We start from the raw sequence: 11,880 nt of genomic DNA on the forward strand, positions 1-11,880 counted from the left end.
CCTTGCCGCGCCCCGCGGACCTCCGCGGACGCTGCGGAATCCGGCCGGAGGCGCCGCCCGGCCGCCCCCGGCGCGCCGGCGGAGATGGACACCCTGTCGGGGGCTGGGCTACGCCGGAAGGAATGACCGGCCCTGCGCCCGATACCCCCGTCCCCCCCATGGGCACCGCCGACCTGTCCGAGGCCGTCCGAGCCCTCCGCCGCGCCTCCGTCCTCGTGGTCGGCGACGCGATGCTGGACCGCTATGTCTACGGCACCGTCAACCGCATCTCGCCGGAGGCTCCCGTCCCCGTCCTGTCGGTGGAGCGGGAGGTCGCCATGCCCGGCGGCGCCGGCAACGTGGTGCGGAACCTCACCGCCATCGGCGCGGCCGTCGCGTTCCTGTCCGTGGTCGGGGATGACCAGGCGGGCTCCGACCTGACCGGCCTGATCGGCGGCCAGCCGGGCGTCGAGCCCTGGCTGCTGGTGCAGGGTGGCCGCGCCACGACCACGAAGACGCGCTTCGTCGCCAATGGCCAGCAGCTCCTCCGCGCCGACCAGGAGATCGCCCGCGCCGTGCATCCGCGGCTGGCGGACCGGCTGGTGCGCATCGCCCAGGACACGGTCGCCGCGACGAAGGTCATGGTGCTGTCCGACTACGCGAAGGGCGTGCTGGCCGGGGACGTGCCGTCCCGCCTGATCGCCGCCGCCCATGCCGCAGGCCGCCGCGTGGTGGTGGACCCCAAGGGCGACGACTACTCCCTCTATGCGGGGGCCGACCTGATCACGCCCAACCGCAAGGAGCTGCGCCAGGCCACGGGGATGAGCGTGGAGAGCGAGCCGTCCCTGGTGGAGGCCGCCCGCGCGCTGCGAGACCGCCACGGCTTCGGCGCCGTGCTCGTCACCCGCAGTGAGGACGGGATGACGCTGCTGGAGGGCGACAGCGTCCAGCACTTCCCGGCCGAGGCGGCGGAGGTGGCGGACGTCTCCGGCGCCGGCGACACGGTGGTGGCGATCGTCGCCGCGGGCCTCGCGGCCGGGCTGCCCATGGCGATCGCCGCGCGCCTGTCGAACATCGCCGCCGGCCTCGTCGTCGGGAAGGTCGGCACGGCGGTGGCGCGGGATTCCGACATCCTGGATTCCCTGACCGCCGAGCGTGGCGCGCTGCGCAAGGTCGTCTCCCGCATGAAGGCGGCGGAGATGGCGGAGCGCTGGCGTCAGCGGGGCTGGCGCATCGGCTTCACCAATGGCTGCTTCGACCTGCTGCACCCCGGCCACGTTCACCTGCTGGAGCAGGCGCGGAGCTGGTGCGACCGGCTGGTGGTCGGCCTGAACGCGGATGAGAGCGTGCGCCGCCTGAAGGGCCCGACCCGCCCGGTGCAGAGCGAGGCCGCGCGCGCCGCCGTGCTCGCCTCGCTCGCGGCCGTGGACCTCGTCACCCTGTTCGATGAGGACACGCCCCTCGCGCTGATCGACGTGATCCGCCCGGACGTGCTGGTCAAGGGCGCCGACTACCGCGTGGACGAGGTGGTCGGGAACCAGGAGGTGCAAGAATGGGGCGGCGTTGTCCGCCTCGCCGAGCTGCTGCCGGGCAACTCCACCTCGGCCACGGTGGCGCGCATCCGCGGTTAGCGGTTGCGAATGCGGCGCGGCGGCGGGAACCGCCGCGCCGCGTCCGCGTCAGCGCTGGCCGCGCATCAGGCCGATCAGGATCAGGTGCTCCTTGATCTGGCCGTTCGCCAGCGTCGCCATGATCTTGTCCGGCGCCGGGGCATTGCCCTGCATGATCGCGGTGGTGAGGTTCAGCAGCTCCTGATGTCCCTGCTCCTGCACCTGCAGGAACATCATGTCGAACTCGTTGCCGCTGCCCGCACCGCGCAGGCGCTGGAGGATCTGCGCCTTCTCGCCCTCGAAGCGCGGCTCGGGGAAGTTGTGGCCGGCCAGGCGCATGGCCTGGGCGACGCCCTCCTGCTCCTGCACCTCGAACTGGGCGAAGCGCTTCACGTCGGCATTCGTCGCCTTCTCCACGCCGACGCGGGCGGTCATCAGGGAGAAGGTCCCCGCCTCGTGCGTGCGCATCGCGAGCTGGTCGGGCGCCACGCCGGACATGTTCTGGGGCGGGGTGTTCGCGCGCGGCGCGGCCTGCTGGGCCATGGCGGCGGCGGGAAGGATGGCGGCGCCGGTCAGCGCGAGCGCGAGCGTGCGGCGATCAAAGGACATGGCGTTCTCCTGCTTGGCCCCTGGCGGGCATGGCGAGAAGAACGAGGCGCGCTGCGCACGGTTTGGCGTAGGCGGGAGCGGCAGGTCGCTATTCGCAGAGCAGCGCGGCGCGCATCTCCTGCGCGCCGACCGGGTCGCAGACCGCGGCCAGCCGCCCGGCCGCCAGCACGGCGTAGCGGTGCAGCAGGGACTTCCGCCGCGCCCCCGCGAGCGCCCGGTGCGGCGCCTCCCGCACCAGCACCGCCTCGAAACCGTCGCTGACGAGCAGGCCGACATCCTCGGGGAGGAGGTCCTGCGGGAAGTCGATGTCCACGGCGAAGTAGAGCCGGTCGCACCAGTCCCGGTACTCCTCCCACTTGTGGTCGGAGAGGAAGTCGCGCGGGCCGGACTTCACCTCGATGGCGTAGAGGCAGCCCTCCGGCGTCAGGGCCATCACGTCCAGGCGCCGGCCGCAGGGGATGGGCATCTCGGCCAGGGGGGCCCAGCGGTTGCGGGCACAGAAGCGCATGGCGGCCCGGCAGGTGGTGGCCGTGCGCTCCGGGATGGTCAGGTCCAGCGGCATCGTCCCCGTGTCGCGCCGAGTCCCGCGACGCGTCAAGCTTCCGCGAGGGGCCGCGGGGGTGCTAGGGACGGCCCGTGTCCGATGCGCCACCCTTCTGGAAGGCCAAGCCCCTCGACGCCCTGACGGATGCCGAGTGGGAGAGCCTGTGCGACGGCTGCGGCCGCTGCTGCCTGCACAAGCTGCGGGACGAGGACACGGAGCGCGTCCACTTCACCAACGTCGCCTGCCGGCTGCTGGATACGCAGTCCTGCCGCTGCAAGGACTATCCCGGCCGCCAGGCCCGCGTGCCCGACTGCGTCCGCCTGACGCCAGAGGACGTGCGCGACCTCGACTGGCTGCCGCCGAGCTGCGCCTACCGCCTCGTCGCGGATGGCAAGGACCTGCCGGACTGGCACCCGCTGCTCACGGGCGACCCGGACAGCGTCCACCGCGCCGGCGCCTCCGTCCGCGGCCGCGCCGTGCCGGAGCGCGAGGCGGGGCCGCTGGAAGACCACATCACCGCCTGGCCCGGCCGCTTCCCGCGGCCAAGGCGGATCACTCGGAGGGAGGGGAAGACCCCATGAAGGATGCGCTCTACGGCGGGGTGAACGCCGCGCTGCTCACGGCGATGAACGCCGACCTGTCGCCGGACCACGGCCGCACCGCCGCCCATGCGCGCTGGCTGCTGGCGAATGGCTGCAACGGCCTCGGCGTGCTCGGCACCACGGGCGAGGCGGCGTCCTTCGGCCTCGGCGAGCGCAAGGCGATCCTGGAGGAGCTGGTGAAGGCCGGCATCCCCGCGGCGAAGCTGATGCCGGGCACCGGCACCGCCAACCTGACCGACACGGTCGAGCTGTCGCGCCATGCCCGCGACACCGGCTGCCCCGGCGTGCTGATGCTGCCGCCCTTCTACTACAAGAACCCGTCGGAAGAGGGCCTCTACGCCTATTTCTCCGAGGCGATCGAGCGGATCGGCGGGGGCGTGAAGGTCTATGTCTACAACTTCCCGCAGCAGTCGGCCGTGCCGCTGACCGTCTCCCTGCTGACCCGCCTGCTGGACGCCTATCCGGAGGTGCTGAAGGGCGTGAAGGACAGCACCGGCGACGCCGCCAACACCACCGCCTATATCGAGGCGCTCGCGCCCCGCGGCTTCGAGGTCTATCCCGGCGCCGACAACCACCTCCAGCAGATGCTGGCGATCGGCGGCGCGGGCTGCATCACGGCGGCGAGCAACCTCTGCGCCCGCTTCTCCCAGGTCGTGTACCAGAAGCGCACGGGGCCGGAGGCGGACGCCGCCCAGGCCATCGTGAACAAGTGCCGCGCCGCCGCCTCCTCCGTGCCGTTGATCGCGGGGCTGCGGGAGGTGCTGGCGCGCGCCAGCGGCGACGACGCCTGGCGCCACATCCGGCCGCCGAACACGCCCGTCACCCCGGCCCAGGCCGAGGCGGTGTGGAAGGCCTGGGACGAGGCGGGCGCCCTGCCCCTGCCGGGCCTCGGCCTCGCGCGCGCGGCGGAATAGCCATGAGCGAGCCGCTCCGCTGCCGGGTGCCGGCGGTCGCCACCGTCCAGTCGGACGATGACCTCGCCCGCACGACGCGCTGGGACTTCCCCCCCGGCGCGGAGACCGGCTGGCACCGGCATGGCTTCGCCTATCTCGTCGTGCCGGTGACGGATTGCGCCATGCTGCTGGAGGAGCCCGGCGGCGCGACGCGGGAGGTGACGATGCTGGCCGGCGCCTCCTACACCCGCCCGCCGGGGATCGAGCACAACGTGGTCAATGCCGGGGAGACCTCCTTCTCCTTCGTGGAGATCGAGTTCAAGGCGCGCCCGGGCTGACCGGACGCGGGACGCGGCCCAGGCGGTGCGCCAGCGCCTGGGTCGGCGCCTCGACCAGAAGGTGCAGCAGGGTGGCGGCCGCGAAGGCCGCCGCCGCCGCCGCCAGCACCGCGGCCGCGGCCGACCAGCCGAGGTCCAGCAGGACGCGGATCACCGCGTAGCCCGCCATCGCGTGCACGACGTAGAGCGGGTAGCTGATCCGAGCGAGCGCCTCGAGCGGCCCGGGGATCCGCCGGATCCGGCCGCGCAGGCCGAAGAGCACCGCGAAGAGGATCAGCGCCGCGCCGTAGGCGATCATGCCCGGCACGGTCTGCGCCGCCATCTCCCCGCCCGCCCATCCCCGGAAGAAGGTGGCCAGCAGCAGCGCGGCCGCCGCGAGGCACGCCCCCGGCCCGGCCGTGCCGCGGTGGCGGGCGGCGAAGACGGCCCCGACCAGCATGAAGGAGATCATCGTCGCGCTGACCGCGAGCTCTCCCGCGGCCGCGCGCCAGGGCGGGGCCACGAGGCCGGCCAGGGGCGCCGTCACGGCCACCAGGACGACGCCCGCGGCGGAGAGCGGCCATACCGTCCCCGCCCGCAGCGCCGGCGCGAGGAGAAGGCAGAGGAGGTAGAACCGGACCTCGATCGCCAGCGTCCAGCTCACCCCATCGATCGTGCCCCGGCCCAGCAGGTCCTGCGCGAAGAGCAGGTGCGCCAGCCAAAGCTCCGGGCCGAAGGGCACCGCGCGGCCGAACCAGTGCGCGCAGGCCCAGACCGCGGCCATCGTCAGGCCCAGCCCCACGGCGTAGGTCGGCCAGATCCGCAGCGCCCGCCCCGCCGCGAAGCCCACCCGCGTCCGGTCCAGCAGCGAGAGCGGCACGACGAAGCCGCTGACGAGGAAGAAGACCGCCACGCCGAAATGCCCGGCGAAGCCATAGGGCAGCCATTCATGCGGCCGCACCATTCCCGGCACCGGCCCCTCCCAGACCGGGGCGGAGAGGAACGCCGCCGCAACCGCCGGTTGGTGCCAGAAGTGCTCGGTGTAGTGGCTCAGCAACACCGAGAAGGCCGCGAGGCCGCGCAAGGCCTGAGCGAAGGCGATCCGCCCCGGCGCCGCTTGCAAATCCTTGATCCCACTCGTTTGCTGCATCGCACCGAACCACCCGTTTCCGCACAACTCTGTCAAGTCGTTGAACGCCGGTCCCCGCCGGGGCAACATGGGCCTAATGGAACATAACGAGACCGAGAGCATCCCGCTCCGCGCGCATCCCCTGGCCCTGCCCACCCCGACCCCGGTGCGCTGGAACCGGTCTGCGCGTGCCCGCCGCGTCTCGCTGCGCATCGATCCCCGCGCCGGGGAGGTGATCGTCACCCTGCCGCTCCGCTCCGGACGCAAGGCCGGGATGAGCCTGCTGACGACCCACGCCGCGTGGGTGAAGGAACGGCTGGACAGCCTTTCCCCCAATGTGCCGCTGGCGGAGGGGCAGCGCATCCCGATCGGCGGCGTGCCCCATGCCATCCGGCACGATCCGAACGCCCGCGGGCCTGCCATCCTCTGGAGCGGGGAGATCGTGGTGGCGGGCGACGTCGCCTTCCTCGCCCGCCGAACCCTGGACTTCCTGAAGGCCGAGGCGAAGCGCCGGATCACCGTCCTCGTCGCGGGGCATGCCGCGGCGCTGGGCGTGCGGGCGAAGCGGATCATCCTGAAGGACACGCGGTCCCGATGGGGGAGCTGCGCGCCGGACGGCACCCTCGCCTTCTCCTGGCGCCTCGTGATGGCCCCGGACTGGGTGCTGGACTACGTCGTGGCGCATGAGGTGGCCCATCTGCGGGAGCTGAACCACTCCGACCGCTTCTGGGCCCAGGTATCCCGCCTGACCCCGCACCGGGAGGCCGCGCAGGACTGGTTGCGCCGGAACGGCCCCACCCTGCTCAGGGTCGGCTGAGACGCAGCGATCACCCGTTCGGGTGAACTCCTTCCGTTCCATCGCGCGCGAGAATGTGAGAAAGCAGGTCGCCGCCCCCTTTTCTCGCACCGGATTTCATTAAGAATGGAGAATGATCCGGCCGACCCGCAGGCGATCGCCCTCGATCTCTATGCGGCCGTGCTGGACCGCTCGCCCCTGGTGGACATCCTCGACCGCCTTGCCGGGATCCTCGGGGCCCGGTCGCACCTGACCCAGATGGCGTCCTTCGAGGGCGGGGCGCCGACCGGCAGCGACGTCACCGCCGTCGTCGGGATCTCGCCCGAGGCCTTCGAGGCCTACCGGGCCGGCTTCATCGCCCATGACCCCTGGCTCCGCCTCGCCCCCACCCTGCCGCCGGGGCTGGTCAACTTCACCCGCCATGTCCCCGCGCCCGACCTCTCCCGCTCCTTCTTCTGGAACGAGTTCGCGCGGCACCACGAGAGCCCCTTCCACTGCCTGGCCGTGAAGTTCCCGGACGCGCGGGGCATGGTCGGTGGCTTCGCCACCCACCGCGGCATGGGCGCCGAGCCCTTCGGGCCACGCGAGGAGGCCTTCCTGCAGGCCGTGGCCCCCCACCTCCAGCGGGTCCTCTCCGCCCTCTCCCGCCTGCCGGACGCGCCGCCGGCCGGGGCGGCGGAGGCGGCGCTGGACGCCATGGGCCGCGGCGCCGGCCTGGTCGGGATGGATCGGCGAATGGTCTTCGCGAACGCCGCGCTGCGGGGGATGGCGTCCCGGGGGGATGGCTTCGTCCTCGGCCGGGGCGGGTTGCTGCCCCTGACGCCGGCGGCGGCCCGGACCGCGGACACCGCCATCACGGCGGCCCTGGCCGCGGCGGCGGGCCGGCTCCGCCTGATGGAGGGCGCCGGCCGCTTCGTCATCCCGCGGGTGGGCGGGAACCTTCCCTACCTCGCGGAGGCGATCCCGGTGCGGCACCGCCCGGGCGGCGACGGGCCCTCATTCCAGGGTGCCCTGATCCTCGTCAGCGACATGGCCCAGGCCCCCCTGCCGGCCGCCGGCCTGCTGCGCGACGCCTTCGACCTGACGGCCGCGGAGGGCGCGCTGGCGGCCGGGCTGGCGGCCGGCAGGACGCTCTCGGCCATCGCGGCGGCCCGCGGCGTGTCGGTGGAGACGCTGCGGACCCAGTTGGCCGCGGTACGCCGGAAGACCGGGTGCCGGCGGCAGCTCGATCTCGCGCTTCTCGCCGCAAGGCTGGGCGGCACGGAGCCGCCGCGGGATCGGCGGAACGGCTGATCGGTCAGGCGGGCGACTCCGGGGGAGAGAAGGAATTCTCTCCCCCCATGCCCCCACTCATCTTCTTCTATCAGGGCCGCGGAATTCGGATGCGGGCTCTTCCCGCCGTCACGGAAACCTGCCGCTACTCCGGCCGTGCGCCCGTCGCGCGGACGATCGGCGCCCATTTCGCCGTCTCGTCGCGGATGAAGCGGGCCAGTTCCTCCGGGGTGGTCGGGGTCGGCTCCACCCCCTGCCCCTCGAGGGTCGAGGCGACGCTCCGGTCCTGCAGGGTTTCCCGCATCGCCGCGTTCATCCGGTCCACGATCGGGCGTGGCAGGTTCTTCGGACCGACCAGCGCGTACCAGTTCGCCACCTCGTAGCCGGGCAGGGTCTCGGCCACGGTGGGGGTGTTGGGGTGCGTGCGCAGGCGCTGCAGCGTCGGCACGGCGAGCATCCGCAGCCGGCCGGATTCCACCTGCGGCAGGGCGGTGGGCGCGGTGGAGAAGGCGTAGTCCACCTTCCCGCCGACAAGGTCCGTCATCAGCGGCCCGCCGCCGCGATAGGGCACGTGCACCGTCTTCACGCCCGCCAGCTGGTCCAGCAGCGCCCCGGCGAGGTGCCCGGCGCCGCCGATGCCGGAGGAGCCGTAGGTGATCGTATCGGGGGCCGCCTTCGCGGCCTCGATCAGCGCCTGCACGTTGCGCCAGGGCCGGTCCGCCGGGACCACCAGCACGTTCAGCACGTTCCCCGCCATCCCCACCGGCGTCAGGTCCGTCTGCGGGTCGAAGCCGAGGTTGGAGTACATGGTGGGGTTGATCGCCAGCGCGCCGATCGTGCCCATGAGGAAGTTGTAGCCGTCGGCCGGGGCCCGGACGACGATCTCGGTGGCGAGGTTCCCACCGGCGCCCGGCCGGTTGTCGATGACGATCGGCTGGCCGAGGATCTGCTGCAGCTTCGGCTGCATCACCCGCGTCGCGATGTCGGTGGAGCCGCCGGCGGCGAAGCCGACGACGATCCGGATCGGGCGGCTGGGCCACTCGCCCTGCGCGGCGGCCGGGCGGATGAAGGGGGCGGCGAGCGCCGCGCCCATCACGGCGCGTCTCTGGAACATGAACCTCTCCTCGTCGGGCCGCGTCCCCTCTTCGCGGGGGACGACGGTCATTGTCTTGGTCAGGCGGCCGCCCGCGCCCCAGCGCGCGGGCGGCGGGAATCAGCGGCCCTGGAAGACGGGCTTGCGCTTCTCCATGAAGGCGCGGCGGCCCTCGATGTAGTCCTGGCTGTCGAAGCACGCCTTCACCAGCGCGGCGCAGGCGGGCTCGTCCCAGGCGGCGGGGCCCTTCACCGCCTCGTTGATGATGCGCTTCACGCTGGTGACGGTCAGCGGCGCGTTGCCGGCGATGGTGTCGGCCATCTCCCGCACCGTCGCCTCCAGCGCGTCGGCCGTCGTCACGCGGTTCACCAGCCCCATCTCCTTCGCCTCCTGCGCGGAGAAGCGGCGGGCGGTGAAGAACATCTCCTTCGCGAAGGCCGGGCCGACGAGGTTCGTCAGCCGCGAGAGGCCGGCCAGCGCATAGCCCAGGCCGAGCTTCGCGGCGGGGATGGCGAAGCCGGAGCCCTCCTCGCAGACGCGGATGTCGCAGCAAACGGACAGTGCCGCGCCGCCGCCGATGCAGTGGCCGCGGATCATCGCGATCGTCGGCTTCGGGAAAGCGTGCAGCCCGTCATAGACCCGGGCGGCCTGCGCGTTGTAGGCGGCGACCGCCTCCTCGCTGCTCCGCTCGCTCTCGAACTTCGAGATGTCGGCGCCCGACACGAAGGCCTTCCCGCCCGCGCCGGTCACGACCAGCACGCGCACCTCCGGATCGGCCGCGAAGTCGGCCAGGATGCGCTCCGCCGCCGACCACATCTCCATCGAGACGGCGTTGTGGCGCGCGGGGTTGTTGAAGATCATCCAGCCGACGCCGCCCTCCTTCCGGGCGAGCATCTTGTCCGTGCCGAGGTCCCGCGCGGGGAGGGCGTCCGTCATCCTTCAGACCACCTGTCGCTTGTGAAGATCGGCGATCTGCTCGTCCGTGTAGCCGGCCTCGCGCAGGATCGCGTCGGTATGCTCGCCGATGGCGGGCGGGTGGGTGACGATGGCGCTGGGCGTGCGGGACAGCGTCATGGGCTGCGCGACATAGGTCTGCGAGCGCAGTCCGTCATTCAGCGTGGCGGCGATGCCCAGGTGCTTCACCTGCGGGTCGTCGAACATCTTATCAATGGTGTAGATCGGCCCGGCCGGCACGCCGGCAGCGTTCAGCCGCTCCACCCAGGACTCGCTCGTGTCCTTCGCGATCTCCGCCTCGATCAGCGGGTTCAGGATGTCTCGGTTGGTGGAGCGGCCGGCGCTGTCCTTGAAGCGCGGGTCCACCAGCCAGTCGGCCTTGCCCAGCACCTCGCAGAAGCGCTTCCAGATCGCGTTGCCGGTGGCGGCGATGTTGATGTGGCCGTCCTTCGTCTTGAAGACGCCCGTGGGGATGGAGGTCGGGTGGTTGTTGCCGGCCTGCTTCGGCACCTCCCCGGCCTGGAGCCAGCGGCTGGCCTGGAAATCGAGCATGAAGGCCTGCGCCTGAAGCAGCGAGGTCTGCACCCACTGGCCCTTGCCCGACACCTCCCGCTCCAGCAGCGCGACGAGGATGCCCTGGGCCGCGAAGATGCCGGCGCAGAGGTCGGCGATGGGGATTCCGACGCGGACCGGCCCCTGCCCCGGCAGGCCGGTGATGGACATCAGCCCGCCCATCCCCTGCGCGATCTGGTCGAAGCCCGGCCGCCCGGCATAGGGCCCGTCCTGCCCGAAGCCGGAGATGGAGGCGTAGACCAGCCGCGGGTTGATGGCGGAGAGGTCCTTGTAGCCAATGCCCAGCCGGTCCTTCACGTCGGGGCGGAAGTTCTCGACGATGACGTCCGCGTCCTTCGCTAGGCGCTTCAGGAGCTCGACGCCCTCCTTCTCCTTCAGGTTCAGGGTCAGGCCGCGCTTGTTGCGGTGCAGGTTCTGGAAGTCCGGCCCCCCGCGCGGGCCGCCCATCGGGTCGCCCTGGTCCAGCCCCTCGGGCATCTCGATCTTGATGACCTGCGCGCCCCAGTCGGCGAGCTGGCGCACGCAGGTCGGGCCGGAGCGGACGCGCGTGAGGTCCAGCACCTTGAAGCGCGACAGCGCGGTGGACGGCCCGCCGGTCTGTTCCCCGGTTCCGGCCTGCGGCAACGCGTCGGTCATGGTACCCTCCCTGGTTCGCGCCCTCGTTCGCGGCGGAAACTGCTCGCGGGTCGCGGTGCCTGTCAACAGGCTGTTGACAGGATGCCGGGGCCGTGATGCCCTGCCGAGCATGGATGGCCCCGCACCCCTGGCCGCCTCCGCCTCCCTGGTCGGGCGCGCGCGGGCGGAACTGGAGCGCCTGATCCTCGACGGCGCCCTGCCGCCGGGGGAGCGGCTGAACGAGGTCGCGCTTGCCGCCCGCCTCGGCCTCTCCCGCGGTCCCTTGCGGGAGGCGCTGCGGGGGCTGGAGCGGGACGGGCTGGTCGCCGCCGGCGCCGCCGGCCAGGGCATGCATGTCCGCCGGATCGAGCCCGAGGAGCTGGCCGAGATCTACGACATGCGCGCCGTGCTCCAGGGCTTCAACTGCGCCCTGCTGGCCGCGCGGATCACGCCCGGGGCGCTCGCCGCCCTCCGCGCCCGCGTCGCGGAGATGGACGCGGCCATCACGGCCGGGGATGCCGGGCTCTATTACCGCCAGAACCTCGACTTCCACGACGCGATGCTGGACGCCGCGGAGCATCGCCGCAGCGCCGCCCTCTACCGCGGGCTGGTGAAGGAGGCGCACCTCACCCGGAAGCTCGTCCTGCGCGCCCCGCCGAACATGCGGGAGAGCAACGCGGAGCACGCCGCCATGCTCGACGCGATCGAGACCGGGGACGCCGAGCGCGCCCGCGCGGTGGGGGAGGCGCATGTGAATGGTGGCCGGCGGCGCTGGCTGGGCTCCCTGGACCTGACGGGCCGGGGCGTTGTCCCGGCGCGGGGCGGCTGAATATCCTGGTGCCAGAGTTGCCCGACGCCTGAACAGCCTGCGCCGGGCGGCCGCGCACCGGGGAG

The 11,880-nt window shown here is 72.7% G+C and carries 13 protein-coding genes; 7 read left to right on the forward strand and 6 right to left on the reverse strand.

Going from position 1 to position 11,880, the window contains the following annotated elements:
* The first annotated feature begins 158 nt into the window (after nucleotides 1-158).
* A complete protein-coding gene (gene rfaE1 / locus ACP6CK_RS12220) occupies nucleotides 159-1,610 on the forward strand; it encodes a D-glycero-beta-D-manno-heptose-7-phosphate kinase (RefSeq protein ID WP_426959906.1) in 1,452 nt (483 codons plus the stop codon).
* A gap of 48 nt (nucleotides 1,611-1,658) precedes the next feature.
* On the opposite strand, the gene ACP6CK_RS12225 is transcribed toward rfaE1, so the two are convergent.
* Nucleotides 1,659-2,198: a DUF4142 domain-containing protein gene (locus ACP6CK_RS12225; protein ID WP_426959231.1), complete on the reverse strand. Its 540-nt coding sequence runs from the start codon at nucleotides 2,196-2,198 to the stop codon at nucleotides 1,659-1,661.
* Nucleotides 2,199-2,286: 88 nt separating this feature from the next.
* Nucleotides 2,287-2,796, reverse strand: a complete 510-nt coding sequence (locus tag ACP6CK_RS12230; RefSeq protein WP_426959232.1) for an MmcB family DNA repair protein — start codon at nucleotides 2,794-2,796, stop codon at nucleotides 2,287-2,289.
* 38 nt (nucleotides 2,797-2,834) lie between these two features.
* On the opposite strand from ACP6CK_RS12230, the gene ACP6CK_RS12235 reads away from it, so the two are divergent.
* From ACP6CK_RS12235 to ACP6CK_RS12245, 3 genes are read left to right on the forward strand one after another with little or no spacing between them, the layout of a single operon-like run.
* Entirely contained in the window at nucleotides 2,835-3,323 is a 489-nt protein-coding gene (locus ACP6CK_RS12235) for a YcgN family cysteine cluster protein (protein WP_426959233.1), read from the forward strand.
* Nucleotides 3,320-4,258: a dihydrodipicolinate synthase family protein gene (locus ACP6CK_RS12240; protein WP_426959234.1), complete on the forward strand. Its 939-nt coding sequence runs from the start codon at nucleotides 3,320-3,322 to the stop codon at nucleotides 4,256-4,258. Before ACP6CK_RS12235 ends, ACP6CK_RS12240 begins: the two co-directional genes overlap by 4 nt.
* A 2-nt stretch (nucleotides 4,259-4,260) precedes the next feature.
* Nucleotides 4,261-4,575, forward strand: coding sequence for a cupin domain-containing protein (locus ACP6CK_RS12245; RefSeq protein ID WP_426959235.1), 315 nt, complete (start codon nucleotides 4,261-4,263; stop codon nucleotides 4,573-4,575).
* Here the strand turns inward: ACP6CK_RS12245 and ACP6CK_RS12250 are convergent.
* Nucleotides 4,556-5,677 (reverse strand): acyltransferase family protein, encoded by a 1,122-nt coding sequence (locus tag ACP6CK_RS12250; RefSeq protein WP_426959236.1) that lies wholly within the window; start codon nucleotides 5,675-5,677, stop codon nucleotides 4,556-4,558. The genes ACP6CK_RS12245 and ACP6CK_RS12250 overlap by 20 nt on opposite strands.
* A gap of 103 nt (nucleotides 5,678-5,780) precedes the next feature.
* Here ACP6CK_RS12250 and ACP6CK_RS12255 point away from each other — a divergent pair, with 103 nt between their 5' ends.
* A complete protein-coding gene (locus ACP6CK_RS12255) occupies nucleotides 5,781-6,500 on the forward strand; it encodes a M48 family metallopeptidase (RefSeq protein WP_426959237.1) in 720 nt (239 codons plus the stop codon).
* 105 nt (nucleotides 6,501-6,605) lie between these two features.
* Complete coding sequence (locus ACP6CK_RS12260; protein ID WP_426959238.1) at nucleotides 6,606-7,772, forward strand: hypothetical protein; 1,167 nt, start codon at nucleotides 6,606-6,608, stop codon at nucleotides 7,770-7,772.
* A gap of 124 nt (nucleotides 7,773-7,896) precedes the next feature.
* On the opposite strand, the gene ACP6CK_RS12265 is transcribed toward ACP6CK_RS12260, so the two are convergent.
* The 3 genes from ACP6CK_RS12265 to ACP6CK_RS12275 all read right to left on the reverse strand — a co-directional run bounded on the left by ACP6CK_RS12265 (nucleotide 7,897) and on the right by ACP6CK_RS12275 (nucleotide 11,007).
* A complete protein-coding gene (locus ACP6CK_RS12265; protein WP_426959239.1) occupies nucleotides 7,897-8,865 on the reverse strand; it encodes a Bug family tripartite tricarboxylate transporter substrate binding protein in 969 nt (322 codons plus the stop codon).
* 99 nt (nucleotides 8,866-8,964) lie between these two features.
* The gene (locus ACP6CK_RS12270) at nucleotides 8,965-9,780 is read right to left on the reverse strand and encodes an enoyl-CoA hydratase (protein ID WP_426959240.1); all 816 of its coding nucleotides are present in this window, start codon (nucleotides 9,778-9,780) and stop codon (nucleotides 8,965-8,967) included.
* A gap of 3 nt (nucleotides 9,781-9,783) precedes the next feature.
* Nucleotides 9,784-11,007 (reverse strand): CaiB/BaiF CoA transferase family protein, encoded by a 1,224-nt coding sequence (locus ACP6CK_RS12275; protein ID WP_426959241.1) that lies wholly within the window; start codon nucleotides 11,005-11,007, stop codon nucleotides 9,784-9,786.
* A gap of 109 nt (nucleotides 11,008-11,116) precedes the next feature.
* On the opposite strand from ACP6CK_RS12275, the gene ACP6CK_RS12280 reads away from it, so the two are divergent.
* Nucleotides 11,117-11,815: a GntR family transcriptional regulator gene (locus ACP6CK_RS12280; RefSeq protein WP_426959242.1), complete on the forward strand. Its 699-nt coding sequence runs from the start codon at nucleotides 11,117-11,119 to the stop codon at nucleotides 11,813-11,815.
* Nucleotides 11,816-11,880 lie beyond the last annotated feature (65 nt).

This window comes from Muricoccus radiodurans, from assembly GCF_050154705.1.
Classification (GTDB): Bacteria; Pseudomonadota; Alphaproteobacteria; order Acetobacterales; family Acetobacteraceae; genus Roseomonas; species Roseomonas radiodurans.

What these genes read in the sequence shown, in the direction of transcription:
- ACP6CK_RS12280 (WP_426959242.1), top strand. Translation starts at nt 11,117, where the DNA reads ATGGATGGCCCCGCACCCCTGGCCGCCTCCGCCTCCCTGGTCGGGCGC.
- ACP6CK_RS12225 (WP_426959231.1), bottom strand. Translation starts at nt 2,198, where the DNA reads ATGTCCTTTGATCGCCGCACGCTCGCGCTCGCGCTGACCGGCGCCGCC.
- ACP6CK_RS12255 (WP_426959237.1), top strand. Translation starts at nt 5,781, where the DNA reads ATGGAACATAACGAGACCGAGAGCATCCCGCTCCGCGCGCATCCCCTG.
- ACP6CK_RS12265 (WP_426959239.1), bottom strand. Translation starts at nt 8,865, where the DNA reads ATGTTCCAGAGACGCGCCGTGATGGGCGCGGCGCTCGCCGCCCCCTTC.
- ACP6CK_RS12275 (WP_426959241.1), bottom strand. Translation starts at nt 11,007, where the DNA reads ATGACCGACGCGTTGCCGCAGGCCGGAACCGGGGAACAGACCGGCGGG.
- ACP6CK_RS12270 (WP_426959240.1), bottom strand. Translation starts at nt 9,780, where the DNA reads ATGACGGACGCCCTCCCCGCGCGGGACCTCGGCACGGACAAGATGCTC.
- rfaE1 (WP_426959906.1), top strand. Translation starts at nt 159, where the DNA reads ATGGGCACCGCCGACCTGTCCGAGGCCGTCCGAGCCCTCCGCCGCGCC.
- ACP6CK_RS12260 (WP_426959238.1), top strand. Translation starts at nt 6,606, where the DNA reads ATGGAGAATGATCCGGCCGACCCGCAGGCGATCGCCCTCGATCTCTAT.
- ACP6CK_RS12240 (WP_426959234.1), top strand. Translation starts at nt 3,320, where the DNA reads ATGAAGGATGCGCTCTACGGCGGGGTGAACGCCGCGCTGCTCACGGCG.
- ACP6CK_RS12245 (WP_426959235.1), top strand. Translation starts at nt 4,261, where the DNA reads ATGAGCGAGCCGCTCCGCTGCCGGGTGCCGGCGGTCGCCACCGTCCAG.